Source organism: Sphingobium sp. FG58, from assembly GCF_057809055.1.
This window is the reverse complement of record NZ_JBMDJF010000001.1, coordinates 199,303-224,221: the sequence shown is the minus strand read 5'-3', so window position 1 is coordinate 224,221 and position 24,919 is coordinate 199,303. Positions and strand designations below refer to the sequence as shown.

Genomic DNA, 24,919 nt, shown 5'->3' with positions numbered 1-24,919 from the left:
ATTGTTACGCGGGTCGTTTTGGGTGTCGACGGTGAGAAAGAGCCTGTGGGCGCGATGTAATACCGACGTGCGATGATTGTGACTCATCTCCCCTCCCCCGCGGGGAGGGTTGATTGGAGTCACGCGCCTCCAATCAAGCCGAGCGTCCACGCTGGCGGCAGCACACCCCCACCCACCCCCCCCCTCAAGGGGGAGGAGTCTGACAGGGCACGATCATGCAGCTTGGTATAACATGGCTGGCTGCGTGTAGGACAGTGGCCCTGCCGTGCGTATGGTGGGTGGTAATTCCTCCACCTCCGTTCGTTTCGAGCCCTTCGACTGCCCGCCTGCGGCAGGCGCTCAGGATAAACTACGTCGAGAAACGTCGCGCACCCGTTTCTCGACTTCGCTCGAAACGAACGGGTGGAAGTGAAATCAGCGCGCCATAGGGCGCAAGTCGAGCCTACCGCCCCAACACCCGCGCCACCGCGACAAATTCCTCGACGCTGACCGTTTCGGCGCGGCGTTGCGGGTCGATGCCGATTTCGGCCAGCGCATCGAGCGCGCCGGGCAGGCCTTTCAGACTTTGCCGGAGCATCTTGCGGCGCTGGCCGAAGGCGGCGGCGGTCAGGCGTTCGAGATGTTTGAGTTGCACGCCGTCCGGCGCGGACTTGGGCGTCAGGTGGACGACGGCGGACATGACCTTGGGCGGCGGGGTGAAGGCGCTGCGGTGGACCTTCATCGCGATACGCGCATCGCTGCGCCATTGGGACAGGATGGCAAGGCGACCATAATGGTCGGTGCCGGGCTGGGCGACGATGCGTTCGGCGACTTCCATCTGGAACATCAGCGTCAGGGTGGACCACCAGGGCAGCGGCGACCAGTCGGCCGAGAGCCAGCCGATCAGTAGCGCGGTGCCGACATTATAAGGCAGGTTGGCGATGATATGCGCGTTGTCCCCGGCTTCGGCGCGGGCGTCGATCTCCATCGCATCGCCCGACAGGATGCGCAGCTGCCCCGGAAAAGCGGCGTCCAGTTCAGCCAGCGCCGGAAGGCAGCGCCGGTCACGCTCGACGGCGACCAGCCTGGCCCCCGCGCGCAGGATGGCGCGGGTCAGGCCGCCGGGACCGGGACCGACCTCGAACGCGGGCTGGCCGTCGATCGCGCCGGGAACAGCGGCGATCCGGTCGAGCAATTGTTCGTCGAGCAGGAAATTCTGCCCCAGCGCCTTGCTGGCCTGAAGCCCGTGCGTAGCGATCACCTCCCGCAGCGGCGGGAGCTTCACCTTGCCCTCAACAGACATAGGCGGCACGCGCGCGGGCGGCGTCGGCGGCCATGCGCAGCGCGGCGATCATCGCGCCGGGATTGGCGCTGTCGGTGCCTGCAATGCCAAAGGCGGTGCCATGGTCGGGCGATGTGCGGATGATCGGCAGGCCGAGCGTGATGTTGACGCCATCGTCGAAGTTCAGCGTCTTGATCGGGATCAGCGCCTGATCATGATACATGCACAGCGCCGCATCATAGGCTTCGCGGGCGCGGGCATGGAACATGCCGTCGGCAGCCAGCGGCCCCACTATGTCATAGCCTTCGTCGCGCAGCGATTCGACCGCCGGGCGGATGATGTCGATTTCCTCACGCCCCAGCGCGCCGCCTTCGCCCGCATGGGGGTTCAGCCCAGCGACGGCCAGGCGGGGGCGGGCAATGCCGAAATTCTTTTGCAGTCCCTTGGCCGTGGTGATCGCGCGGGCGCGGATCAGGTCGATGGTCAGCGCGGACGGCACTTCGCTCAATGGAATATGGATCGTGACCGGCACGACCTTGAGCGATGGCCCAGCCAGCATCATCACGGCATTGTGCGGCGATACGCCACAGCGTTCGGCGACAAATTCGGTCTGGCCCGGATGGGTGAAGCCCACGCCGTACAGCTGTTCCTTGCCCACCGGCGCGGTGACGATGCCCGCTGCGGACCCGGACCGGGCGAGGCCGACCGAGGCTTCGAGCGATTCAAACGCGGTGCGTGCGCCATCGACGCTGGGGCTGCCGGGAATGATCTCGCCCGCCTGTCCGACCTGAAGGCAGGGCAGGGCCGAGCCAAAGGCGGCGGCGGCTTCCTCCGGCGCGCTGATCATCGCGATCGGGCCGAGCCAGACCGCGCGCAGGGCCGCGACGTCGCCCACCGCAAAGAAGGGTGGCAGGCCGCGTGCGTCGCGCATCACCCAGCTTTTGGCGACGATTTCCGGCCCTATCCCGGCGGGATCGCCAAGCGACACCGCAAAGGGCAGCGGCGGCTGGCCGACCGGGGGCGCGGCGTCAGTTATATTCGATGATCGCATCACGACGCAGATCGCGCAGATAGATGCGCGCACGCTTGTTGACCCGTTCTTCTTCCAGTTGCGCCATAATCTGTTCGGGATTGGGCGCATTGGCGGACGCGGGATCATCGCGGCCACAGACGATCAACACGCGCACGCCGTCCGTGATGGAGCCGAAGGGGGGGGTGGCTTCGCCGACCTGGAGGTTCAGCAGGATTTCCTGCAACTGGGGCGGAAGGTCGCGCAGCTTCACATTGTCATTATCGACCACGTCCGCGCCGATCTTCGCGCCGACCTCATTGGCCTGACCGCAGCCCTTGATCTCCTTGATCGCGGCGGCGAAGCTCGCGGCCTTGGCGCTCGCCTGTTCCTTGGTCGTGCCTTGCGGGAACAGGACCGAGAGCTGTTTCAGGCTGAGCAGCGAATCGCGCGGATCGGCGGTCAGCACCTTGCGCTTGTCCATCACGTAGATCAGCGACACGCCGCCTGCGACCTCGATCGGCCCGGCAATCTGGCCGACCTGCATGTCGGCGGCGGCGGTGGCCAGTTCGGGCGGCAGCTGGACCGGGCGGACCCAGCCCAGATCGCCACCGACCGCTGCGGTCGATGCTTCGGAAAATTGCCGGGCATAGGCGGCAAAGCTGCCGCCCTGCTGGATCTGCTGGATGATGTTGCGGGCGTTGGCGAGTATCTGTTCGCGATTTTCCGGGGTCGCCGACAGATAGATTTCGCCGATGCGCAGCTCGTCGCTACCCTTGGCCGCGTTCAGCCGGTCGACCACCGACTTCACCTCGTCCTCGGACACATTGACGAAGGGCTGGATATTGCGCCGTTGCAGGCGGCTCCAGGCCAGTTCGCCCTCGATCTGGCGCTTGATGCTGGCGGCCGAGCTGCCCTGGCTGCGCAGATAGGCGTCGAACTGTTCGGGCGACTGGCGGAAATTGGCCGCGACGCGCTCATAGCTTTGCTGGATTTCGGCCGGATCGACCTTGATGTCGTTGGCGGCGGCTTCCTGAATCTGGAGCGTTTCGTCGATCAGGTTGCGCAGCACCTGCACCCGCAGACGTTCTTTTTCTTCCGGCGCGACCTTGCCTCCATTGGCGGTGATGATCAGCGCGAGGCGCTGGTCAATGTCGGTGCCGGTGATGATGCGGCCGTTGACGATGGCGGTCGCCTTGCGGACATTGGGGTCGCTCTTGCCAAAGACGGTGACGTCCTTGGGCAGGTTGAGCTGCTGGCTGGCGACGTCGCCGCCATCATCGACCGTCTGCGCGGAAACGCCCTGCACCCCGACGCCAAGCAGCGCGGTGGACAGGAACAGGGTACGCAGGGCCGAACGAACGGCCGGAAACATGCGGGTGGGCGTGGAAACGACAGGCAGCATCGTCGGCAAATATCTCCAATACGGTCCGGCATGAATGCGCCAGTCCGCCTGAACCAGCCCTGACAGGGTAGCGGGAAGGGTGATCCTTATATGCCAATATTGCGGAAAGCTAGCCGAAGCTGGAAAGCATTGCCCTTTCGCGCGTCACCATTGGCCTGATAGTCGCGTCGCCAGGTGAGGCCTAGCGTCAGACAATCATCCTCATAGGCGATGCCCAGGCGATGGCGGACCGGTTCATAACCGTCGGCAATGCTGAGCGGATCTTCCTTCCCATCGGTCAGATCGATCACCGTGGAGCCGAACACCGACCAGAAGCGCGCAAACTGGATACGCCCGCCGAGACGCAATTCTTCCCGGTCCTGCAAATCCTCCAGCGCCGCCAGTGCATCGCGGTTGAGCCGCAGATAGCCGACCATGGCGTAGGTATTCTTGCTGCCCACGGTCGCGTCCAGCTCATTGCGGCGGACGGCCAGATGATCCTTGTCCAGCCGGAACCGGTGGGTGAAGCTGATGAAATCCTTGTAGCGCACGGTCGTGCGGCCAACGATGTCGGACGTGCGATCCGACAGGCCGGTGCCGTCGGGCAATATGCTGGTGCGGCTGCTGAGGCGATAGCTTTGCCCCACGATGGTCTGGAGCGAGAAGTCGGGCAGGGACAGGCTATATTCGATGCCGTAGGTGATGCGCGTCGAATCCTCGAACCGGTCATAGCCCGCAAAGCGGTTGAGCGCGAAGAGGTTGCTGTCCTCCAGATCGACGGCGCGGGCATCCTCATTGGGGAGCGACAGGTTGGCGAGTTTGGGCGCGGCGACGATCTGGACGCGCGGGGCAATCCGCTGCACGCCGCCAAAGGCTTCGCCGATGAAGGGCCAGCGCATGTCCACTGCGGCGGCGGCGATGCCGCGCGCCTGCCAACCCGGATCGCCCGCATAGCTGGCAGTCGTCGTCAGCGCATTGTCGCTGCTGTGATAGGCGTCGCCGCGCAGATAGCCGGTGAAGGTCACTTCCTGCCCCATGCCGGTCAGCGTGCGCAGATTCCATTCGGCAGCGGCAAAGGCGCGCTGCGTGTCCTGGCCATGGGTGCGGGTGATGGCCAGCGTATTGGCCTGCAATTGCAGCACGCCGCCCAGCAGCGGGTCTTTCAGTCGCAGCCGATAGTCGATGACCGGCAGCGCGATCGGCGTCTGCCCCTGCGAATCGCCCGCGCGCAGCGTCTGCACCGCCCAGCCGCGTAGCGAGAAATAGCTGTTCTGGCCGATTCGCTGCGCGCCCAGGGTCGAGCGCAGTCGGTCATCGCGGCTGATGTCGTAGCGGCGCAGGAAGGTGCGGTCGCTGGCGAAGCGGATCGATCCATCGACGCTCCATTCCGGCGTCAGCTGCAACCCGCCGCTGGCGTCGAGATAGAAGCGCGGATCCTTTTCGGATGCGGCAGGCGTCGTGCCGCTGGTGTCGCCGGTGGCGACGCGGCTGCCATAGGTGGCATAGCCGGTGATCTGATAGGCGCCGCGATCATAGAGATGGCGGAAGCCCGCCTCCAGCATGGGCAGGCTGTTGCTATAGACGTGCGGCGTGACCGTCAGGTCGCGATTGGGCGCCAGCTTGAAATAATAGGGCAGCGCCACTTCAAAACCGTTGTTCCGGTCATAGCGCAGATTGGGCACCATCAGGCCGCTGCCGCCGCCTTCACCCACCGGATGGGACAGGCCGGGCAGCGGGATGAGCGGCAGGCCGAACAGTTCGATATTGGCGTTGGTATAGGTCACCCGCTCGCGCGTCGGGTCATAGACGACCTTGACCGCGTTGATCTGCCAGGTCGGTTCCTTGGGGCAGCCGTTGCTATCTTCCACCGCGCAGCCGGTATAGGCGGCGCGATTGAGCGTGTAGATGCCGTTGGTGCGGGTGCCGGTCGCCGCGGCAAGCCGCCCGCCCGACTGGAGGACCAGCAGCATATTGTCGACCACGCCGTCCTTCAGCGTATCGGTGACGTCGAACCGGTCGCCATAGGCGATATTGCCGTCGGGATCGGTGACCGAGACATTGCCGATCGCCTCCACCTTGCCACTGGTGCGGTTCCACACGACCTTGTCGGCGCGCAGGCGATTGCCGTCGCGCAGCAGTTGCACGCCGCCGCTGGCGGTGACGATTTCGCTATTGCTGTCATATTGCAGCGCGTCGGCGGAAAAGCCGATCTGGTCGTCGCTCGCCGGAACGGGGGCGTCTGGCGCGCTGATCGGCACCTGTGGTTCGTTGAGTTGCTGCGCCATGGCCGGGGCGGTGACCGACAGGCACGACAGGGCGCAGCCGATCAGCAGGGCAGGGCGCAAAGACAGGGAGGCACTGGAAGGGGGTACAGGGGAGATAGCCAAAAGGTCAGGCCTCATGAAGGGGCGGTATCAGCGCCTGCCTATCGCACTGCTTGGCGCGCGCCGCAATCGCTGCGCTACGCTCTTTTCCGGCAAAATCGGTCGAACGCCTTTGCCAGACGGGGCAAGCCGCACTATTTGGCAAGGATTACGTCCCAAAGTCCGAACAAGAAAAGGTCCCTTGATGGATATCGCGATCAGCCCGACCCGTCCCGATGCCGACACTCTGGTCCTGGCCCTGCCCAAGGGCGCGCCGGACAGCCTGCCGGTCGCCGCATCCGCGACGCTGGTGGCGGGCGCTGCGGCGGCGCGCTTTACAGGCGAAGCGGGCGCGACCTTCGAGAGCTTCGCGGATGAGGGCGGCAAGGTGTTGCGCATCGTCCTGCTGGGCACCGGCACGGGCAGCGATGCGGACCTGGAGCGCGCCGGTGGCGCATTGACCGCACGGCTGCTGACCAGCGGCGCGACCCATGCAGCGGTCGAATTTGTCGGCGGCGCGAGTGGCGAGGGCGCGGCGCGGTTGGCGCTCGGCGCGTTGCTGCGCGGCTGGCGGATCGACACTTACCGCACCCGCCAGCCGGAAAAGGCCAAGCCGACACTGGCGACGGTGACGATCGTATCGGCCGATGCCGGTGCGGCATGGGACAGGCACGCGGCGGTCGCGGCAGGTGTTGCCCTGACCCGTGAACTGGTGTCCGAACCGGCCAACATCATCTACCCCGAAAGCTTCGTGGCGCGTTGTCAGCATCTGGCCGACCTTGGAGTCAAAATCACGGTGCTCGATCGCCCGGCGATGGAAGCACTGGGCATGGGCGCACTGCTCGGCGTGGCGCAGGGATCGGTGCGCGATGCGCGGATGCTGGCGCTGGAATGGGACGGCACCAATGGCGCGGCCGAAAAGCCGCTCGTGTTCGTCGGCAAGGGCGTGACCTTCGATACCGGCGGCATATCGATCAAGCCCGCCGCCGGCATGGAGGATATGAAGTGGGACATGGGCGGCGCGGGCGCGGTCGCAGGCGCGATCAAGGCGCTGGCGGGACGCAAGGCCAAGGCGCATGTCGTGGGCATTTGCGGGCTGGTTGAAAATATGCCCGACGGCAATGCCCAGCGTCCCGGCGACATTGTGACGTCCATGTCCGGCCAGACGATCGAGGTGATCAATACCGATGCCGAAGGGCGACTGGTGCTGTGCGACGCGCTGACCTGGGCGCAGAAGACCTATGCGCCCGATACGGTGGTTGATCTGGCGACGCTGACCGGCGCGATTCTGGTATCGCTGGGCGATCAATCTGCCGGGCTTTTCTCCAACGATGACGGCCTGTCGGACGATCTGACCGCAGCGGGCAAGGCGGCTGGCGAGCCGCTGTGGCGCTTCCCGCTGTCCGACGCCTACAACAAGCTGATCGACAGCCCGATTGCCGATATGAAGAATATCGGTGGCCGTTATGCCGGGTCGATCACTGCCGCCCAGTTCATCAAGCGTTTCATCGACGATGGCGTCAAATGGGCGCATCTCGACATTGCGGGCATGGTCTGGGCCGACAAGCCCGGCGCGACCTTCGACAAGGGCGCGACCGGCTATGGCGTGCGCCTGCTCGACCAGTTTGTTGCGGACAAGTTCGAGCAGTAAGATGCCCCCACGCCCGTTCGGGCTGAGCCTGTCGAAGCCTTGTTCTTCTTCGCAAGAAAGAACGACCCTTCGACAAGCTCAGGGCGAACGGGGTTAGGATTTTTAAGGCCATGCAGGTCGATTTCTATCAGCTGAGCCGCGATCCCGTCGATCAAGTGCTGCCCGCTATTGCGGCGCGCATCCTGGCGATGGGCGCGCGCTTGCTGGTGGTGGCGGACGAACCGGACCGGCTGGAGCGGATTTCCGCCGGGCTGTGGAATGGCCCGCCCGACAGCTTCCTGGCCCATGGCCGCGCGGGCGAGGCGGGGGAGGGGCATCAGCCGATCCTGCTGGGGGCATCCTGTGATGCGGCCAATGGCGCGCGCCATGTCGCGCTGGCCGACGGGCTGTGGCGCGACGAGGCGCTCGATTTCGATCGGGTATTCCACTTCTTCGATGATAACACCATCGAAGCGGCGCGGGCGAGTTGGCGGGCATTGGCCAAGCGCGACGGGATCGAATCCCGTTACTTCAAGCAGGACGGCCGCAAGTGGCTGCAAATGGCATAGAAGGGGCGAAGGTGAAGCCCCTTGCGGCCCGGCCCTGCCCCGTCTAAAGGCGCGCCCAGCATTTCCAACCATTCGGAGTATCGAGGGCCATGGCCGTCACGCGCACTTTTTCGATCATCAAGCCCGACGCGACCCGTCGCAACCTGACCGGCGCTGTCACCAAGATGCTGGAGGAAGCCGGTCTGCGTGTCGTCGCATCCAAGCGCATCCGCATGAGCCGCGAACAGGCCGAAGGCTTTTATGGCGTCCACAAGGAACGCCCCTTCTTCGCTGACCTCGTCGCCTTCATGATTTCCGGCCCGGTCGTCGTCCAGGTGCTGGAAGGCGAAAATGCCGTGCAGCGCAACCGCGACATCATGGGCGCGACCAACCCCGCCAATGCCGACGCCGGCACGATCCGCAAGGAACTGGCCGAATCGATCGAAGCCAATTCGGTCCATGGTTCGGACAGCGAAGAAAATGCCGCGACCGAAATCGCCTTCTTCTTCAAGCCGGAAGAAATCGTCGGCTGATCCACGCTGCGGCGTGAGAATGAATAGGGGCCGGGGAGCGAGTGCTTCCTGGCCCTTTTTCTTTGTTCCCCTGGTCAATCGATCGGCCGCTCGACTGGCTCCTGAGCATTGTCATACTGAACATGCTCCAGAATCCATGGGTGCAACCGTCGTTTAACAAGATAAGCGGAGAGCGAATGGATCCTGACTTTCGTCAGGATGACGGCAGGTGCATTTGGCGCCGCCAATAGCGCTCTATTTTGCCGTCCGGTCCCTTCACGCCACCTGCGGCGGCACTTCGAACCGGTCGATCACCCAATCTTCGGCCTGCGCGCCGCCGATCCATTCCTGCATCCACGGGTGCGCGATGATGGCGTGCATATAGGCTTCGGCGAAGCGGGCCACGGGCAGTTGATAGGTGATGAGGCGCGTTACCACCGGCGCGAACATCACGTCGGCGGCGCCGAACGGGCCGAACAGGAAATCGCCGTCGCCGCCATGGCGGGCGCGGGCCTGCGCCCATAGCTGCATCAGGCGCGCCAGATCCTGCTTGACCGCTTCGGACGGCGGCACCGCATCGTAAATCTGGCGGATATTCATGCTATGCTCGCGGCGCAGGGCGGCGAAGCTGGAGTGCATTTCCGCGGCCATCGACCGGGCCATGGCGCGCGCGGCGGGATCGGCCGGCCAGAATTTCTCATTCCCGGTCTTTTCATTGAGATATTCGACGATCGCCAGACTGTCCCACACGACAATATCGTCGCCATCCCACAGGATCGGCACCTTGCCGGACGAGGGCGCAAACTCGTCGCCTTCGCGCCGTTTCTCCCACGCCTCGTCATAGAGGGGGACGACCGCCTCTTCAAAGGGCAGGCCGGACAGCTTGCACGCCAGCCAGCCGCGCAGCGACCAGCTCGAATAGGCCTTGTTTCCGATAAACAGCTTCATCATGCCGCTGCTTTAGCCGCAGCGGCGCGCATAAGTCGAGAGCGGGAAACCAGCGACGGAACAGGGAATGTGGAGGCCCGAGCCGGAATCGAACCGGCGTGCAAGGATTTGCAGTCCTCTGCGTAACCACTCCGCCATCGGGCCATCCGTCGCGGTGGACGCCGCAAATGTGCGGCTTTGGTTGCAAAGTCAAGCGGCGGATCGGGCGGGGGCGTCAAGATTCTGGTCGCCTGCCATGCAAAGCCGCTTGGCGTGGCCTGCGCGCTGATTTAGAGGTCCGTTGATCCCCTTGCTGTATTGCATTGCCAATACAGTTGTGCCAAGTCCAGTCGACCAAGCGAGAATGATCGTGACCGAGCAGAATTTTTCTTCGATGCGGACCGCCATGGTCGAAAGCCAGTTGCGTACCAGCGACGTGGATGATCCGCGGGTGATCGCCGCGATGGCCAGCGTGCCGCGTGAGGATTATGTCCCGGCCGAGCGCCGCGCCATGACCTATATCGATCGCCCGATCCCGCTGAGCGGTGGCCGTGCGCTCAACCCGCCTTTGGTGATCGGTCGCCTGCTGACCGAGGCGAAGGTTGCGCCCGGTGACAAGGTGCTGCTGATCGGCGCGGCGACCGGTTATAGCGCTGCGCTGCTGACCGCGCTGGGCGCGCAGGTGACGGCGGTCGAGGAAGAGGGCGGGCCGGACATTGCAGGCGCGACCGTGGTGCGCGGGCCGCTGAACGCCGGGGCGACCGCTGGTGCGCCCTATGATCTTTTGTTCATCGACGGCGCGGTAGCGGAAGTGCCTGCCGCGCTCGTTGGGCAGCTTGTCGACGGGGCGCGGGTCGTTACCGGTGTGGTCGAGCGCGGCGTCACGCGGCTGGCCAGTGGCCGGGTCGTAGCGGGCGTGCTGGGTCTGTCCAGCGTTGCGGATATAGAGATGGTGGTGCTGCCGGGCTTTGCCGCGCCGGAGCGATTCGTTTTTTGAGACGGGGATCATGACAGCAAAGCGACCCAATTTCCGGCGGACCACCGCTACAGCCTTGCTGTTGCTATCCTCTTGCCTGGCCGGTCCGGCCATGGCCGAAACGCTGCAAGGCGCGCTGGCGAAGGCCTATGCGTCCAACCCGACGCTGACCGGCGCGCGCGCAGGGCAGCGGGCGACCGATGAAAATGTGCCGATCCAGAAGGCGGGCGGGCGTCCCGCGGCGGATGTGAGCGCCAGCTTTTCGGAGAGCATCCTCAAGCCCACGATCAGCTTTACGTCGCCCCAGCGCACCGTGAATGCGCAGGCGCAGTTGAGCGTGCCGATCTATTCGGGCGGGGCCGTCCGCAATGGCGTAAAGGCCGCCAAGGTCCGGGTGGAAGCGGGGCAGGCCAATCTGCGCGGCACTGAAGCGAGCATTTTTTCGCAGGTTGTCGCCGCCTATATGGACGTGATCCGCGACAGCGCGATCGTCTCGCTCAATCAGGCCAATGTGAAGGTGCTGGAGGTCAATCTCCAGGCGACCAACGACCGGTTCGAAGTGGGTGACCTGACCCGCACCGACGTGGCGCAGTCGCAATCGAGGCTGGCGCTGGCGCAGGCCGATTTGCAGACGGTGCAGTCGAACCTGATCACCAGCCGCGAAAATTATATCGCGCTGGTGGGCGAAGCGCCCGACATGCTGGAGCCGCCACCGGTCCTGCCGGGGCTGCCCGCCACGCCCGATCTGGCGGTGCAGGTCGCGCTGGTCGACAATCCCGATATTGCGGCGGCCAAGAAAGTGCGGGAGGCCGCTAGCTATGATGTGCGGGTGGCCAAGTCGGCCAATCTGCCTACCCTCTCCGGCTTTACCCAGGCGGGCTATACCAATTATCTCAATACGCTCGACAATGGCACGGCCGGGGGCGGATCGCAGATCAACAAACAGGCGCAGGCCGGTGTCCAGCTGAGTATCCCCCTCTATCAGGGTGGCCGCCCCGCCGCGCAGGTGCGTCAGCGCCAGGCGCAGGAATCGCAGGCGATCGAGCAGGAAATCCAGGTCGAACGCGGGGTCATTGCCCAGGCGCGCGCCGCCTATGCCAGCTGGCAGGCCTCGCTCAAGGCGATCGAGTCCAACCAGAAGGCGGTCGAGGCGGCCAGCCTGTCGCTGGAAGGCGTGCGGGCGGAAAATTCGGTCGGCAGCCGCACCATCCTCGACATCCTCAATGCCGAGCAGGAAGCGCTCAACGCCCGCGTCCAGCTGGTGTCGGCGCGGCGCAACGCCTATGTCGCGGGGTTCAGCCTGCTGGCGGCAATGGGCCATGCCGAAGCCGACGATCTGGGGCTGGCCAGTGGCACGCTTTACGATCCGATGGTCAATTATGACCGGGTGAAGGGCAAATGGTTCGATTGGGACTATGGCGCCGCGCCCATGCCGGTTGCCACGCGCACCGTTGACACGCTGCCACAAAACGCCAATGTGAGTCCCGAAACGGCACAGCAGCCATAAGCGGCTGCAACTGCGGGGCCGATAGTCAGGGGACGGCATGGGCGACATGACAAAGGAACCCTCGATGGAAGAGATACTCTCGTCCATCAAGCGGATCATCGCCGAGGAAGGCGAGGAGGCGGTGCAGGCTGCGCCGCGCCGCGGCCGGGCTGATCCCGCGCCCAAGTCCCTGATCGAGCCGGGTGAACCGGCGCCTGCACCTTTCGTCCCTCTGGTCGACGAAGTGCTGGAACTGACCGATGAGGTCGTGGTGGAGGATGTGATGCCCGCTCCCAAAGCTGCCGCCAAGGCGACGCCGGTGGCCAAGCCTGCCGTCGCAGCGGACGAATCGATCCTGTCGGTCGAAAGCGAAGTCGCGGCGCGCCATTCGCTCTCCGCTCTCTCTTCCATGCTGGTCGCTGCCCCCGAAGGCGCGGACAATACGCTCGACGGTCTGGTCCGATCGATGCTGAAACCCATGCTCAAGGAATGGCTCGACGCCCGCCTGCCTGCATTGGTCGAGGATATGGTGGCCAAGGAGATCGCGCGCATAACCGCGCGCTGAGCCGCACCCCTCCCGCTCCATTTTTTGATACGGGGCGTGGACTATATCATGATGGACATGCGCCGCCCGATCCCCGGATAGACAGACGGGTTTTCAGGGGATTGGTGATGATGTTGAGCAGACGCGGCCTGGTTCGTGGCGTTGTGGGCGCATCGCTCGCCGCGATGACGCCCTCCCTCCCGATGTGGAGCGCGCTGGCCCAGCAGGCGGGCGATGCCGCCGACATGGCCCGCTTCATCGCCGCGCTGCCCAAGGCGGAATATCATGTCCATCTGGAAGGCACGCTGGAAGCGGAAATGAAATTCGCGCTGGCGAAACGCAACGGGCTGGACCTGCCCTTTGCCGATGTCGCCGCGATGAAGGCCAGCTATATCTATCATGACCTGCCGAGCTTTCTGGCCATCTATTATGACGGTATGAAGGTGTTGCGCACGGAGCAGGATTTTCACGATCTGGCCTATGCCTATCTGGCCAAGGCCGCGTCGCAAAATATCCTCCATGCCGAGATGTTCTTCGACCCGCAGGAGCATTTGAAGCGCGGCGTGCCGATGGCGGCGGTGATCGGCGGCATCACCAGCGCGCGGGTGGCGGCTGCGGCGCAACTGGGGGTCGGGTCGCAGCTCATCCTCTGCTTCGTGCGCGACCTGTCGGCGGAATCGGCGATGGCGGCGCTCGATGCGGCGCTGCCGTTCCGCGATCAGCTGGTCGCGGTCGGGCTGGATTCGGACGAGAAGGATCACCCGCCGATCAAATTCGCCGCCCATTTCGCCAAGGCGCGGGCGGCGGGCCTGAAGGTCACGGCGCATTGCGACCTCAACCAGAAGGATATTTTGGAACATATCCGCCAGGCGATTGTCGATATTCGCGTCGACCGGATCGACCATGGCGGCAACATATTGGAATCGCCGGAGCTGATGGCGATGGCCAAGGCGCGGAACCTCACTTTCACCGTCTGCCCCAGCTTTTCCGGTACGGTGCGCGGGGACAAGCCGCCGGTCGATGTGGTGCGCGGGATGCTGGACGCGGGCCTCAACGTCACCATCAATTCGGACGATCCGGCCTATATGGGCAGCGAATATCTCAATGAAGTGCTGGTGAAGGCGCAGGCACGCAGCGCGCTGACCAAGGCGGAACTGGTGCGGTTGCAGCGCAACGCCTTCAACGCGGGGTGGATGAGCGAGAGGCAACGCGCCGCCTGCCACGCGAAGCTGGACGCCTTTGCGAGGGCCCAGGGTGTGGCGGGCTGATAGTTTCGCTGGAATGGAAGGGGAAGGGCCATTAAGGGCGCTTCCATGACCGATCTGCCCAAGACATTCGACCCCGCCGATATCGAAGCCCGCTGGTACGCGCATTGGGAGGCGAACGGCCTGTTCCGCCCCGAACGGCCGGACGCGCAGCCCTATACGATCGTCAATCCCCCGCCGAACGTCACCGGCAGCCTGCATATCGGCCATGCGCTCGACAATACGTTGCAGGACATCATGATCCGCTATGAGCGGCTGCGTGGCAAGGACGCCTTGTGGGTGGTCGGCACCGACCATGCGGGCATCGCGACCCAGATGGTGGTCGAGCGGCAGATGGAGGCGCGGCAGGACAAGCGCAGCAACTACACACGCGAACAGTTCGTCGAGAAAGTGTGGGAGTGGAAGCAGGAGAGCGGCGGCACGATCACCGGCCAGCTGCGGCGGCTGGGCTGTTCGATGGACTGGAGCCGCGAACAATTCACCATGGACCCGCATTTCAGCAAGGCCGTGGTCAAGGTGTTCGTGGAACTGCACCAGCGCGGGCTGCTCTATCGCGACAAAAGGCTGGTCAACTGGGACCCGCATTTCCGATCCGCCATTTCCGATCTGGAGGTGGAGACGAAGGAGACGCAGGGCGGCTTCTGGCGCTTCACATATCCGCTGGCCGATGGCGTGACGTTGGCGGATGGCAGCGATCATATCGTCGTCGCGACGACGCGGCCGGAAACGATGCTGGCCGACATGGCGGTCGCGGTGCATCCCGACGATCCGCGCTATCGCAGCGTGATCGGCAAGGAGATATTGCAGCCGATTACCGGGCGGCGCTTGCGGATCGTGGGCGACGATTATGCCGACCCGGAACTGGGGTCCGGCGCGGTGAAGATTACGCCGGGGCATGATTTCAACGATTTCGAGGTTGGCAAGCGCGCGGGCATCGCGGCGGGCGCGATGCTCAACATGTTCGATGCGGACGCCAATGTCGTGCAGACCGCGGACGGTCTGGTGCCCGACGCCTATCTCGGCCTGCACCGCTTCAAGCGCGATGGCGTGGATGGCGCGCGCGAGGCCGTGGTCGCGGAGATGAAGGCGCTGGGCTTCCTCGTGCCGCACGTCACGAAGAATAAGGAGGGCGAGGAGATCGCCGCCGACTTCGAGCCGCGGGTCATCCAGACGCCGTTTGGCGACCGCTCCGGCGTGGTGATCGAGCCTTGGCTGACCGACCAATGGTATGTCGACGCCGCCAAGCTGGCCGTCGCGCCGATGCAGGCGGTGCGCGACGGGAGGATCGAGATCGTCCCCAAGACATGGGAAAAGACCTTCTTCAACTGGATGGAGAATATCCAGCCCTGGTGTGTGAGCCGCCAGTTGTGGTGGGGGCATCGGATTCCGGCTTGGTTTGGACCCGCTAAAACAGCTGATGATATGATCGTTGATGGCCATATCGGCTTTACTGGCGCAGAGAAAAATCGCCTAGAGCATACGTTCGTCGGAGATGACGAAGCCGACATTCGACGCCAAGCTGTTGAGTATTACGCCATTGAAGGGCTGACTGAAGAGCATATTTTCTTCGCGCAGTCTTATGCGCAGAAGGACGAATGGCGCGACAAGTTGCGCGAGAAAGACCTCCCCAACCCTATCATTCTCGTTCGCGATCCCGACGTCCTCGACACCTGGTTCTCCTCGGCGCTGTGGCCGTTCGGGACGCTGGGCTGGCCGGAGGACAATCCTCCCCGGAACGGGGAGGTGGCAGCGCGGAGCGCTGACGGAGGGGGGGGGCGTCTCGACGCCAACTCTCGTCCAGACGCAGACCCCCTCCACCACCAGCAAGCTGGCGGTCCCCCTCCCCGTGCCGGGGAGGATTTGGTGTCCCGCCACTACCCCAATGATCTCCTCATTTCCGGGTTCGACATCCTGTTCTTCTGGGACGCGCGGATGGCGATGCAGGGGATGGAATTTATGGGCGACGTCCCCTGGCGCAAACTCTATCTCCATGGCCTCGTCCGCGCCGCCGACGGGCAGAAAATGTCCAAGTCCAAGGGTAATGTGGTCGATCCGCTCGGCCTGATCGACAAGTTCGGGGCTGATGCGCTGCGCTTCTTCATGAGTGCGATGGAGAGCCAGGGCCGCGACGTGAAGATGGATGAGAAGCGGGTCGAGGGCTATCGCAACTTCGCGACCAAGCTGTGGAACGCCGCGCGCTTTCTCCAGTCGAACGGGGTCACCGCATCGACCAGCATCGACGCGCCTGCCGCCACGCTGCCGGTCAACCGCTGGATCATTGCCGAGACGGTGGCCACCGTGCAGGCGATCGACACGGCGCTGGCCGACCTGCGTTTCGATGCGGCGGCCAATGCGATCTATCATTTCGTGTGGGACCAGTTTTGCGACTGGTATATCGAGCTGACCAAGGGCGCGATGGACGATGAGACGCGCGCGGTCGCGGGCTGGGCGTTCGACCAGATTTTGGTGATGCTCCACCCGTTCATGCCCTTCATCACCGAAGAATTGTGGCACCTGACCGGCGATCGCGCCAACGCACTGATCGTGGCGCAATGGCCCAAGGCGCTGGCGGCGGTCGATACGGAGGCGCAGGCGGAGATTGACTGGCTGATCCGGTTGGTCAGTGCGATCCGCACCGGACGCACCGAACTCAATGTGCCGCCGGGTGCCAAGCTGCCGATGGTGGTGCGCGACGGATCGGAAACGACGCATCGTCGCCTCGACCGGCAGGGCGCTGCGCTGGCGCGGCTGGGGCGGATCGAGAGCCTGACGTTCGGCGAGCCACCCGAAGGCGGTGCGGCGCAGATCGTGGTGGATGAGGCGACCTTCATCCTGCCGCTGGAAGGCGTAATCGACATTGCGGCGGAGAAAGCCCGTCTCGCCAAGGCGCTGGCCGCGGCGGAGAAGGAGCGGGATGGCCTGGGCGGGCGGCTGTCCAACCCCAGTTTCGTCGAAAAGGCCAAGCCCGAAGCCGTGGCCAAGGCGCGCGAGGATCATGCCGAAAAAACCGCCGAGGCGGAAAGGCTGAAAGCGGCGCTGGACCGGCTGGGGTGAACCTATAAGGACTATGTGTTCCCGCGCAGGCGGGTACCCAGTTGAAACGTCCGGACTGGGTTCCCGCCTGCGCGGGAACACCGGCACGAGGGGAGAGGCAGCAAGTGGCAGCGAGTACAGCGGGCGCAAAAGACCTGACGCAGGGGCCGATCGCGTCCACGCTGCTGCTGTTCGCCATTCCCACGCTGGCGTCGAATATCCTCCAGTCCTTGAATGGCTCGATCAACGCGATATGGGTCGGGCGGTTTCTGGGGCCGCAGGCGCTGGCGGCGACGGCCAATGCCAATATCATCATGTTCCTCATGTTCTCGGTCGTGTTCGGCTTTGGCATGGCGTCCACGGTCATGATCGGCCAGTCGATGGGGCGGCGGGATATCGACGCGGCGCGGCGCGCGTTCGGGTCGGCGGTCGGTTTCTGCATGGCCATGGCGGTCGTGGTTTCGACGGCGGGCTGGCTGGGCGCGCCGGCGCTGCTGCGGATGCTGGCGACCCCGGCGGAAGCCTATGACATGGCGCTGGTCTATCTGCGCGTCATCTTCGTTGCGATGCCCGCCAGCCTGTTGTCGGTGATGATCATGATGGGCCTGCGCGGGGTGGGGGACGCGCGCACGCCGCTCATCTTCATGATCGTCAGCGTGGCCATGGACCTGATCCTCAACCCCGTGCTGATCCTGGGGCTGGGGCCGTTTCCCGCCATGGGCATTGCCGGATCGGCGACCGCGACCGCGGTGGCGGGCTTTGTCAGCCTGATCGGCATTATCGCCTACACCTATGCCAAGGATCTGCCGCTGCGGCTGCGCGGCCCGGAACTCGCCTATCTGCGCCCCGCTGCCGACCAGATGGGAGTCTTGCTGGGCAAGGGGCTGCCGATGGGCCTCCAGATGATCGTCATGTCCGCGTCGGGGCTGGTGATGATCGGCCTGGTCAATCGCGAAGGGTTGCTGGTGACGGCGGCCTATGGCGCGTCGCAGCAGCTATGGACCTATCTTCAGATGCCCGCCATGGCGATGGGCGCGGCGGTCAGCGCGATGGCGGCGCAGAATGTCGGCGCTGGCCGGTGGGACCGGATCAGCCGGATCACCTGGGTCGGCATCGGCTATCAATTGCTGATCACCGGCGCGATGGTCGCGGTGATGCTGGCGTTTCACGAGCCGTTGCTGGGGCTGTTCCTGGGCGATAATGGCGCGGTGATCGCCGAAGCGTGGCACATGCAGTTGCGGGTCAGCTGGAGCTTCATCGCCTTTGGCTGCACCATGATCCTGTTCGGGGTGATGCGCGCCAATGGCGTGGTGGTGAGGCCGCTGCTGATCCTGATCTTCACCCTGTTCGTTGTGCGGATCGGCTTTTATTATGTCGGCTATCCGCTGATCGGGCCGGACGCGCTGTGGTTCAGCTTTCCGGCGGGGTCGTTCATGTCGCTGCTGCTGGCGTTCCTCGTCTATGCCCATAGCGGCTGGCGCAAGGCCAAGCTGCTGGTGCCGGTGCATGAGGAAGAATGCCGCGAATCGGTGAATAGCGAGGCGGAGCCAGCCGGACGGATCGCGCCGACGGGGTAATAACAATGCGCATTGATGGAAACCTACGAACTGTTGTTCCCCGGCAATGGCCGGGGAATTGCATATGAGTTTCCGTTATTCAGCAACGTCATGCTGAACTTGTTTCAGCATCCATCATGCCCCAAAAGCTGCCGCTCGGTACGAGGAATGGATCCTGAAACAAGTTCAGGATGACGATGAAGGAGGGGGTAGTTTCATATGCGATAGCCCGGTCTTCGCCGGGAAACGCTATCACCTTTCCCATGCGTGACGATCAACGCCCCTGATTGCGCCAGCGGGTGATGGTGCGGTCGAGGATGGCGTCCTCGCCACCGGACAAGCGCCATAGTTCGGTGAAGCTGGGGTCGCCCGATGCGGGGCGGCGATGTTCTTCCAGATTGTCGAGCGCGACGCGGATCGGCACCGCGACGCCTTCGCCGCAGATGATCGCTTCCCGGTTGCGCAGCGCGGGGATGGAATCGAGGAAGCCGCGCGCGCCTTCGGGCATGGCGGCTTTCACAAAGGCCTGGTCACGGTCGTTGTTCAGGCGCATCGAAATGATGGTGCCGCACTGCGACAGCACGCCTTCGGCCAGATCGGACGGGCGCTGGGTGATCAGGCCCAGCGAGACGCCATATTTACGGCCTTCCTTGGCGATCCGCTCCAATATCTTGCGCACGGCCTGCCCTGCACCCGTGGTGCTGTTGGGGATGTAGCGATGCGCTTCCTCGCAGACCAGCAGGATCGGCCGCTGCGGTTCGTCGCGCGCCCAGATGGCATAGTCGAACACTAACCTCGACAATACCGACACGACGGTGGAGGTGATGTCGGACGGCATGGCCGACACGTCGATGATCGAGATCGGCTTGCCGTCCGATGGCAGGCGGAAAATCTTGGCGATGAAGGCCTGCATCGTGTCGGCGACCAACATGCCGGAGAACATGAAGCTGTAGCGCGGGTCGGCCTTGATCTCGTCAATCTTGGTCTTGAGCCGCATATAGGGCAGCGAATTGGTGCCCTTGTCGAGCTTGCCCATCTCGTTCTGGAGGATGGAGGTCAGGTCGGACAGCAGATAGGGGATCGGCGAATCGACGGTCAGGCGGCCAATCTGTTCGGCCAGGCGATTCTTCGAGCGCGCGGCGAGCAGGCATTTGGCGAGAATGTCGCAGTCGACCGTGCGCTCGGAGCCGGACGAGGTGACCAACACCTCGCAATGTTCCTCAAAATTCATCAGCCAGTAGGGCAGGGCGAGGTTGTTGACGTCGAACACCGCGCCGTTGCTGGCGAAGGCCGCGCCATATTCGCCATGCGGGTCGATCATGACGATATGTCCCTGCGGCGACAGGTCGCAGATGCGGTGCAGGATGAGGGCCGCGCTGGTCGACTTGCCGGTGCCGGTGGAGCCGAGCAGCGCGAAATGCTTGCCCAGCATCGAATCGACATAGAGGGCGGCGCGGGTATCGTTGGTGGGATAGACGGTGCCGATCTCGACATTGGGGCGGTCGTCGGCGGCATAGATTTGCTGCATGTCGCTGCCCGACACGGGGAAGATATCGGTCCCCGGCGTGGGATAGCGGGTCACGCCGCGGCGGAAGCGATAGATGCGGCCGGTCAGCCGCTCCTCGTCGCCCTCGCCCAGAAAATCGATGTCGGCGATGATGCTCTTGCTCGCCTGATCCAGCGTCATCGCGCGCACGCTGGCGACCAGCCAGCATTGGCCGACACGCATCTTCACCTGGCTGCCGACCTGTCCCGCCATCGCGGTGCAGGGATCGGGATCCTGCCCCAGCACGGCGAGGCGCGTGGCGTCGATCATCACCTTGGAACTGGAGCCGGCAATCTGGAACACCATACCCATGGCCTGCCCCGTTGCGGGGTGCGCGGACGATGCAGCATTGGCAAATTGATGTGCGCCCGGCATCTGGGTCATGAGCCTTTGTCGTCCCTTCGACCGGAGCGGCTTCCGGCAAACAGGGACTTATCTAGGCGATAGAGGTAAAGATTGGCTTATAGGCGCACAGGGTTAACGCGCGGTAGGCACAGGTCCGAAACGGATCGACATGAGGCGGCGCGGAACAGCGGGCCAGTTGGCGCATTATTGCCGCGTAACAGTCAGGATCTTTGCTTGTCCGAAACGATAGTGGCCGATGGAGCGCGTCGCTCCGACGCGATCGCCATAGCCCGTGTCATCTGCATCCTTGGCGTCGTCTATGTCCATGCCTGGACCGGGCAGAATGGCGAGGCGCTGGACGCGCTGCGCGGCACGGCGCAGGCTAATCTGCGCTGGGCGCTGATGGAGATATTCGGGCGCAGCGCCGTGCCACTGCTGGGGCTGATTTCAGGCTGGCTGGTGGCAGGGTCGCAGAGCGCGCGGCACTGGTCGGGTCATGTCCGGCGCAAGGCGCGGACGATCATGTTGCCGATGATCCTGTGGAACGGGCTGGCGATCCTGCTGGTGTCGGGCGCTGCCTATTTCGGATCGCTGCGTGCGCCGCTGCCGACGTCGGCCTGGTGGGTGGTGGAGGAGGTGCTGATCGTCAGCCGCAATCCTGACATCAATGTCCAGATGCCATTCCTTCGCGACCTGTTCCTGTGCATGGTTGCCGCGCCGTTGCTGGTGCGATCGCCGGGATGGATATTGTGGCTGGTGGTCATGGCGGCGGCGGCGGCCCATGTTGCGGGGCTGGGGCCGCCGGTGCTGATGCGGGCGTCGATCCTGTGCTTCTTCACGCTGGGCATCCTTGCCCGGCGCGGCGAGTGGGAGCGGCGGGCGATAGCGCTGCCGCTGGCGGCGGCAGTGCTGCCCTTTGCGCTGCTGATCAGCGTCCAGCTTTATGTGATGGTCGGGCTGGCGGAATTGCCGCCCGTGCGGGTGCGCAATGCCATCGATCTGGCGGTGCGGATCGCGGCTGCGCTGGCCTTCTGGCGGCTGGCCTGGGCGCTGGCGGGGAGCGGTGCGCGTGGCGTATTGCTGCGGATAGAGCCGTTCGCCTTCTTCCTCTTCTGCGCGCACCTGATCCTGATCTGGCTGCTCGGGCCATTGCTGGGCCAGATGTTCGGGCCGCTCGGATCGCCGCTCTACCCAGTCTATCTGGTGATCCAGCCGCTGCTGGTGCTGGGCGCAGTCATGCTGATCGCCACGCTGCTGCGCCGGATCGCGCCCGGCGCGGCCACTATGCTGAGCGGCGGGCGGATCAGGCCGGTTCGCGGGCAGTGAGTGCCTGTGCTGCGGCCATGGCGATGGCGACGCTGTGCTTGCGCGCAGCCACATCATGGATCTGGCTGGTGAGGATCAGTTCGTCGACCTGAGTGCGCGCCACGAAGGCGGTCAGGTCGCGCTCGACATCGGCCTGGGTGCCGATGCTGGACACGCTCAGCACGTCGGACAGCATCGCCTGCGCCTGGGGCGGCAGGCTGTCATAATAGCCCTCCACCGGCGGCTGGAGCTTGCCCGGCTGGCCGGTGCGCAGGCGTACGAACGCCTGCTGCATCGAACTGGCGAGCAGTTGCGCTTCGTCGGCGCTGTCGGCAGCAAAGACATTATAGCCCGCCATCACATAGGGATATTTGAGCTGTGCCGACGGGCGGAAATCGCGGCGGTAGATGGCGATCGCGTCGTCCAGCGCGCCGGGTGCGAAATGCGAGGCGAAGGCGTAGGGCAAGCCGAGCGCGGCGGCGAGTTGCGCGCCATAGAGGCTGGACCCCAATATCCATAGCGGCACATCCTCGCCCGCGCCCGGCGTTGCCTGAATGCCCAATCGGTCATCGCCCGCGAAATAGGCCTGCAACTCCATGACGTCGCGCGGGAACTGGTCCGCGCCGCCCGCCAGATTGCGGCGGATCGCCTGCGCCACCCGCTGGTCGGAGCCGGGCGCGCGGCCCAGCCCCAGATCGACCCGGCCGGGGAACAGGGCGGCAAGCGTGCCAAATTGTTCGGCGATCAGCAGCGGGGCATGGTTGGGCAGCATGATGCCGCCCGCGCCGATGCGGATGGTGGAGGTCGCATGGCCGATATGGGCCAGCACGACCGATGTAGCGGCCGATGCGATGCCCGGCATGCCATGATGTTCGGCGACCCAGTAGCGATGATAGCCCAGCGCTTCGGCATGGGCGGCAAGATCGGCCGCATTGGCCAGCGCGGTGGCGACGCTGTCCCCTTCGCGGACGGGGACGAGGTCGAGCATGGAAAAGCGTGTCATGCCTGCCATATGGGGGCATGATGGGTTTTATTTCAATACGGAAAAATCAGACGGCGCGACCAAAGCCCTGTACCGGGGTGTCCGCGCGACGGCCAAATGTAACCGGACGACGCGCCACCAGCGGGTTGGCGTCACGGTCCAGCAGCGCCATCGTCTCGGAAAAACAGGGGCGCAGCGCCACGACGGTTTCGATCAGTTCGTCCGGGCTTTCCCGTGTTTCCACGCAGCGGCGGGCGACCATTTCAATTTCTTCGGCCATGGCGCTCAGCCGATAGGCGCCAAATTGCGCCGATTCGCCCTTGAGCGTATGGGCTGGCGTCACCAGCGCGGCGGCATTGCGGGCGCGAAAGGCATCTTCGACAGCGCCGATGGATTTGGCGCCATCTTCGCGGAAATAGCCAAGGATGCGCAGAAATGCCGTACCCAGCTCACCGCGGGTCCGTGCAAAATCGCTCCAATTGACGAGGTCGGCTTCTTGATGAGGCACCCGTGCCACTCCTTGCTCTAACAACAAGAAAATAGGCGGTGCATGTAAACAGAGCGTTAAAGCGTGGCGAAGAGCAATGGATTGTTCGGTTCAATCTGGTGCAATGTGCGACAGCGCATAACGATGCGTGTCGAGGACCGTAAAGGACCAGCCATGCTGCCGGGCGAGCGCTTCCAGTTCGCGCCCGGCAATCGGGTCGTCCGCTTCGATCATAATAGCGTGCGTATCGCGCATGGCCCGTGCCGCTCGCAGGGCGGGCCAGGGACATTTCATACCGCGCGCATTGACGATGACCGGATCGGCCATCGCGCCTATTTGCCGAACGGGTTTTTGGCGCTGCGCAGCGTCAGCCGCACCGGCACCGCGCCAAAGCCCAGCTCCTTGCGGATGCCATTGACCAGATAGCGGCGATAGCTTTCGGGCAGGTCGTCAAGCCGCGTGCCGAACAGGATGAAGCCGGGCGGGCGGGTCTTGGCCTGGGTGATGTAGCGCAGCTTGATCCGCTTGCCGCCCGGCGCTGGCGGCGGATTGGCCTCCAGCGCGCTTTCAAACCAGCGGTTGAGGACGCCGGTGGACACGCGCTTCGACCAGGTGGTGCGGGTTTCGAACGCGACGCGGATCAGGTCATCCAGTCCCTTGCCGGTCGCGGCCGACACGGTCATGATCGGCACGCCGCGCACCTGCGCGAGGCCGTCGAACAGTGCCTGCTTGATGCCCTGATAGAGGGCCGATCCATGTTCGACCGTATCCCATTTGTTGAGCGCGACGACGAGCGCGCGCCCTTCCTCCAGCACCTTGTCGGCGATGCGTAGATCCTGCGCCTCCAGTCCGCGGGTCGAATCGAGCAGCAGCACCACGACTTCGGCGAAGTTCACAGCGTTCAGACCATCGGTGACGGCCAGCTTCTCCAGCTTGTCCTGCACCTTGGCATGTTTGCGCATACCGGCAGTGTCGATCAGGCGGACGGGGCGTTCCTGGCCTTCGTCGCTGATCCACATCCAGTCGACGGCGATGCTGTCGCGGGTGATGCCCGCTTCCGGGCCGGTCAACAGGCGGTTTTCGCCCAGCAGCCGGTTGATCAGCGTGGATTTGCCCGCATTGGGGCGGCCGACGATGGCGAGCTTGAGCGGCGCGCTCTCGTCATCCTCGTAAAATTCCTTTTCGTGCGGCTCGTCATCTTCCTTTTCCAGATGCGGCAGCAGCGCCTGGAACAGGTCGGCCATGCCCTGACCATGTTCGGCGGAAAAGGGGATCGGTTCGCCCAGCCCCAGGCTGAAGGATTCCATCACGCCATCGTCGGCGGCCTTGCCCTCCGCCTTGTTGGCGACCAGCACGACCGGCGCATCATTGGCGCGCAGCCAGCGGGCGATTTCCTCGTCCAGCGGGGTGATGCCGGCGCGTGCGTCGATCATGAACAAAGCGAGATCGCAATTTTCGACCGCCGCTTCGGTCTGCATCCGCATCCGGCCGGGCAGGCTGTTGGCGTCCTCATCCTCATAACCGGCGGTATCGACGATGATGAAGTCCAGGCCAAGCAGATGCGCCTCGCCCTCCCGCCGGTCGCGGGTGACGCCGGGCTGGTCGTCGACCAGCGCCAGCTTCTTGCCGACCAGGCGGTTGAAGAGGGTGGACTTGCCCACATTGGGTCGCCCGACAATGGCTACTGTGGGCAGCATGGAGGCCCGTTTCCTTCTAACAAATTCAAAATCGACAAACGCCGTGCTCCCGCGAAGGGGGGA

20 protein-coding genes and 1 tRNA gene are annotated in these 24,919 nt (G+C 64.4%); 10 read left to right on the top strand and 11 right to left on the bottom strand.

Annotated elements, in window-relative coordinates:
• Nucleotides 1–442 precede the first annotated feature (442 nt).
• From rsmA to ACODR8_RS01155, 4 genes are all read right to left on the bottom strand, one after another.
• A complete protein-coding gene (rsmA, locus tag ACODR8_RS01170; RefSeq protein ID WP_489005608.1) occupies nt 443–1,282 on the bottom strand; it encodes a 16S rRNA (adenine(1518)-N(6)/adenine(1519)-N(6))-dimethyltransferase RsmA in 840 nt (279 codons plus the stop codon).
• Nucleotides 1,272–2,312 (bottom strand): 4-hydroxythreonine-4-phosphate dehydrogenase PdxA, encoded by a 1,041-nt coding sequence (pdxA, locus tag ACODR8_RS01165; RefSeq protein ID WP_489005826.1) that lies wholly within the window; start codon nt 2,310–2,312, stop codon nt 1,272–1,274. Before pdxA ends, rsmA begins: the two co-directional genes overlap by 11 nt.
• Nucleotides 2,290–3,675 (bottom strand): peptidylprolyl isomerase, encoded by a 1,386-nt coding sequence (locus tag ACODR8_RS01160; RefSeq protein ID WP_489005607.1) that lies wholly within the window; start codon nt 3,673–3,675, stop codon nt 2,290–2,292. The genes pdxA and ACODR8_RS01160 overlap by 23 nt, the downstream gene beginning before the upstream one ends.
• Nucleotides 3,676–3,761: 86 nt before the next feature.
• Nucleotides 3,762–6,056, bottom strand: a complete 2,295-nt coding sequence (locus ACODR8_RS01155) for an LPS-assembly protein LptD (protein WP_489005606.1) — start codon at nt 6,054–6,056, stop codon at nt 3,762–3,764.
• A 166-nt stretch (nt 6,057–6,222) separates the two neighbouring features.
• Here ACODR8_RS01155 and ACODR8_RS01150 point away from each other — a divergent pair, with 166 nt between their 5' ends.
• The 3 genes from ACODR8_RS01150 to ndk all read left to right on the top strand — a co-directional run bounded on the left by ACODR8_RS01150 (nt 6,223) and on the right by ndk (nt 8,728).
• Complete coding sequence (locus tag ACODR8_RS01150) at nt 6,223–7,668, top strand: leucyl aminopeptidase (RefSeq protein WP_489005825.1); 1,446 nt, start codon at nt 6,223–6,225, stop codon at nt 7,666–7,668.
• A 110-nt stretch (nt 7,669–7,778) separates the two neighbouring features.
• The gene (locus ACODR8_RS01145) at nt 7,779–8,216 is read left to right on the top strand and encodes a DNA polymerase III subunit chi (protein WP_489005605.1); all 438 of its coding nucleotides are present in this window, start codon (nt 7,779–7,781) and stop codon (nt 8,214–8,216) included.
• A gap of 89 nt (nt 8,217–8,305) precedes the next feature.
• The gene (gene ndk / locus ACODR8_RS01140) at nt 8,306–8,728 is read left to right on the top strand and encodes a nucleoside-diphosphate kinase (RefSeq protein ID WP_006953431.1); all 423 of its coding nucleotides are present in this window, start codon (nt 8,306–8,308) and stop codon (nt 8,726–8,728) included.
• 255 nt (nt 8,729–8,983) lie between these two features.
• On the opposite strand, the gene ACODR8_RS01135 is transcribed toward ndk, so the two are convergent.
• Nucleotides 8,984–9,658 (bottom strand): glutathione S-transferase family protein, encoded by a 675-nt coding sequence (locus tag ACODR8_RS01135; RefSeq protein WP_489005604.1) that lies wholly within the window; start codon nt 9,656–9,658, stop codon nt 8,984–8,986.
• Between the two features lie 67 nt (nt 9,659–9,725).
• Nucleotides 9,726–9,799: transfer RNA gene (locus ACODR8_RS01130), tRNA-Cys, on the bottom strand.
• Between the two features lie 199 nt (nt 9,800–9,998).
• On the opposite strand from ACODR8_RS01130, the gene ACODR8_RS01125 reads away from it, so the two are divergent.
• The 6 genes from ACODR8_RS01125 to ACODR8_RS01100 all read left to right on the top strand — a co-directional run bounded on the left by ACODR8_RS01125 (nt 9,999) and on the right by ACODR8_RS01100 (nt 18,515).
• Nucleotides 9,999–10,631, top strand: coding sequence for a protein-L-isoaspartate O-methyltransferase family protein (locus tag ACODR8_RS01125; RefSeq protein ID WP_489005603.1), 633 nt, complete (start codon nt 9,999–10,001; stop codon nt 10,629–10,631).
• 10 nt (nt 10,632–10,641) lie between these two features.
• Nucleotides 10,642–12,117, top strand: a complete 1,476-nt coding sequence (locus ACODR8_RS01120; RefSeq protein WP_489005602.1) for a TolC family outer membrane protein — start codon at nt 10,642–10,644, stop codon at nt 12,115–12,117.
• 37 nt (nt 12,118–12,154) lie between these two features.
• Nucleotides 12,155–12,661: a DUF2497 domain-containing protein gene (locus tag ACODR8_RS01115; RefSeq protein ID WP_489005601.1), complete on the top strand. Its 507-nt coding sequence runs from the start codon at nt 12,155–12,157 to the stop codon at nt 12,659–12,661.
• 107 nt (nt 12,662–12,768) lie between these two features.
• Nucleotides 12,769–13,908: an adenosine deaminase gene (gene add / locus ACODR8_RS01110; protein WP_489005600.1), complete on the top strand. Its 1,140-nt coding sequence runs from the start codon at nt 12,769–12,771 to the stop codon at nt 13,906–13,908.
• A gap of 45 nt (nt 13,909–13,953) precedes the next feature.
• Nucleotides 13,954–16,959: a valine--tRNA ligase gene (locus ACODR8_RS01105; RefSeq protein WP_489005599.1), complete on the top strand. Its 3,006-nt coding sequence runs from the start codon at nt 13,954–13,956 to the stop codon at nt 16,957–16,959.
• Nucleotides 16,960–17,063: 104 nt separating this feature from the next.
• Entirely contained in the window at nt 17,064–18,515 is a 1,452-nt protein-coding gene (locus ACODR8_RS01100; RefSeq protein ID WP_489005598.1) for an MATE family efflux transporter, read from the top strand.
• A 253-nt stretch (nt 18,516–18,768) separates the two neighbouring features.
• Here ACODR8_RS01100 and ACODR8_RS01095 read toward each other — a convergent pair whose 3' ends face one another.
• On the bottom strand, nt 18,769–20,424 hold the full coding sequence (locus tag ACODR8_RS01095) for an ATP-binding protein (RefSeq protein ID WP_489005597.1): 1,656 nt from the start codon (nt 20,422–20,424) through the stop codon (nt 18,769–18,771).
• A 195-nt stretch (nt 20,425–20,619) separates the two neighbouring features.
• On the opposite strand from ACODR8_RS01095, the gene ACODR8_RS01090 reads away from it, so the two are divergent.
• A complete protein-coding gene (locus tag ACODR8_RS01090) occupies nt 20,620–21,711 on the top strand; it encodes an acyltransferase family protein (RefSeq protein ID WP_489005596.1) in 1,092 nt (363 codons plus the stop codon).
• On the opposite strand, the gene ACODR8_RS01085 is transcribed toward ACODR8_RS01090, so the two are convergent.
• The 4 genes from ACODR8_RS01085 to der all read right to left on the bottom strand — a co-directional run bounded on the left by ACODR8_RS01085 (nt 21,689) and on the right by der (nt 24,856).
• Nucleotides 21,689–22,693: an LLM class flavin-dependent oxidoreductase gene (locus ACODR8_RS01085; RefSeq protein WP_489005595.1), complete on the bottom strand. Its 1,005-nt coding sequence runs from the start codon at nt 22,691–22,693 to the stop codon at nt 21,689–21,691. The two genes, ACODR8_RS01090 and ACODR8_RS01085, sit on opposite strands and share 23 nt — an antisense overlap.
• A gap of 46 nt (nt 22,694–22,739) precedes the next feature.
• Nucleotides 22,740–23,180: an Hpt domain-containing protein gene (locus ACODR8_RS01080; protein WP_489005594.1), complete on the bottom strand. Its 441-nt coding sequence runs from the start codon at nt 23,178–23,180 to the stop codon at nt 22,740–22,742.
• A 90-nt stretch (nt 23,181–23,270) separates the two neighbouring features.
• Nucleotides 23,271–23,486, bottom strand: coding sequence for a sulfurtransferase TusA family protein (locus tag ACODR8_RS01075; protein ID WP_489005593.1), 216 nt, complete (start codon nt 23,484–23,486; stop codon nt 23,271–23,273).
• 5 nt (nt 23,487–23,491) lie between these two features.
• Complete coding sequence (gene der, locus ACODR8_RS01070) at nt 23,492–24,856, bottom strand: ribosome biogenesis GTPase Der (protein ID WP_006962024.1); 1,365 nt, start codon at nt 24,854–24,856, stop codon at nt 23,492–23,494.
• Nucleotides 24,857–24,919 lie beyond the last annotated feature (63 nt).

Excerpts from the sequence above, each read along its gene's own strand:
- rsmA (WP_489005608.1), bottom strand. The coding sequence starts at position 1,282 with ATGTCTGTTGAGGGCAAGGTGAAGCTCCCGCCGCTGCGGGAGGTGATC.
- pdxA (WP_489005826.1), bottom strand. The coding sequence starts at position 2,312 with ATGCGATCATCGAATATAACTGACGCCGCGCCCCCGGTCGGCCAGCCG.
- ACODR8_RS01160 (WP_489005607.1), bottom strand. The coding sequence starts at position 3,675 with ATGCTGCCTGTCGTTTCCACGCCCACCCGCATGTTTCCGGCCGTTCGT.
- ACODR8_RS01155 (WP_489005606.1), bottom strand. The coding sequence starts at position 6,056 with ATGAGGCCTGACCTTTTGGCTATCTCCCCTGTACCCCCTTCCAGTGCC.
- ACODR8_RS01150 (WP_489005825.1), top strand. The coding sequence starts at position 6,223 with ATGGATATCGCGATCAGCCCGACCCGTCCCGATGCCGACACTCTGGTC.
- ACODR8_RS01145 (WP_489005605.1), top strand. The coding sequence starts at position 7,779 with ATGCAGGTCGATTTCTATCAGCTGAGCCGCGATCCCGTCGATCAAGTG.
- ndk (WP_006953431.1), top strand. The coding sequence starts at position 8,306 with ATGGCCGTCACGCGCACTTTTTCGATCATCAAGCCCGACGCGACCCGT.
- ACODR8_RS01135 (WP_489005604.1), bottom strand. The coding sequence starts at position 9,658 with ATGATGAAGCTGTTTATCGGAAACAAGGCCTATTCGAGCTGGTCGCTG.
- ACODR8_RS01125 (WP_489005603.1), top strand. The coding sequence starts at position 9,999 with ATGATCGTGACCGAGCAGAATTTTTCTTCGATGCGGACCGCCATGGTC.
- ACODR8_RS01120 (WP_489005602.1), top strand. The coding sequence starts at position 10,642 with ATGACAGCAAAGCGACCCAATTTCCGGCGGACCACCGCTACAGCCTTG.
- ACODR8_RS01115 (WP_489005601.1), top strand. The coding sequence starts at position 12,155 with ATGGGCGACATGACAAAGGAACCCTCGATGGAAGAGATACTCTCGTCC.
- add (WP_489005600.1), top strand. The coding sequence starts at position 12,769 with ATGATGTTGAGCAGACGCGGCCTGGTTCGTGGCGTTGTGGGCGCATCG.
- ACODR8_RS01105 (WP_489005599.1), top strand. The coding sequence starts at position 13,954 with ATGACCGATCTGCCCAAGACATTCGACCCCGCCGATATCGAAGCCCGC.
- ACODR8_RS01095 (WP_489005597.1), bottom strand. The coding sequence starts at position 20,424 with ATGACCCAGATGCCGGGCGCACATCAATTTGCCAATGCTGCATCGTCC.
- ACODR8_RS01085 (WP_489005595.1), bottom strand. The coding sequence starts at position 22,693 with ATGACACGCTTTTCCATGCTCGACCTCGTCCCCGTCCGCGAAGGGGAC.
- ACODR8_RS01075 (WP_489005593.1), bottom strand. The coding sequence starts at position 23,486 with ATGGCCGATCCGGTCATCGTCAATGCGCGCGGTATGAAATGTCCCTGG.
- der (WP_006962024.1), bottom strand. The coding sequence starts at position 24,856 with ATGCTGCCCACAGTAGCCATTGTCGGGCGACCCAATGTGGGCAAGTCC.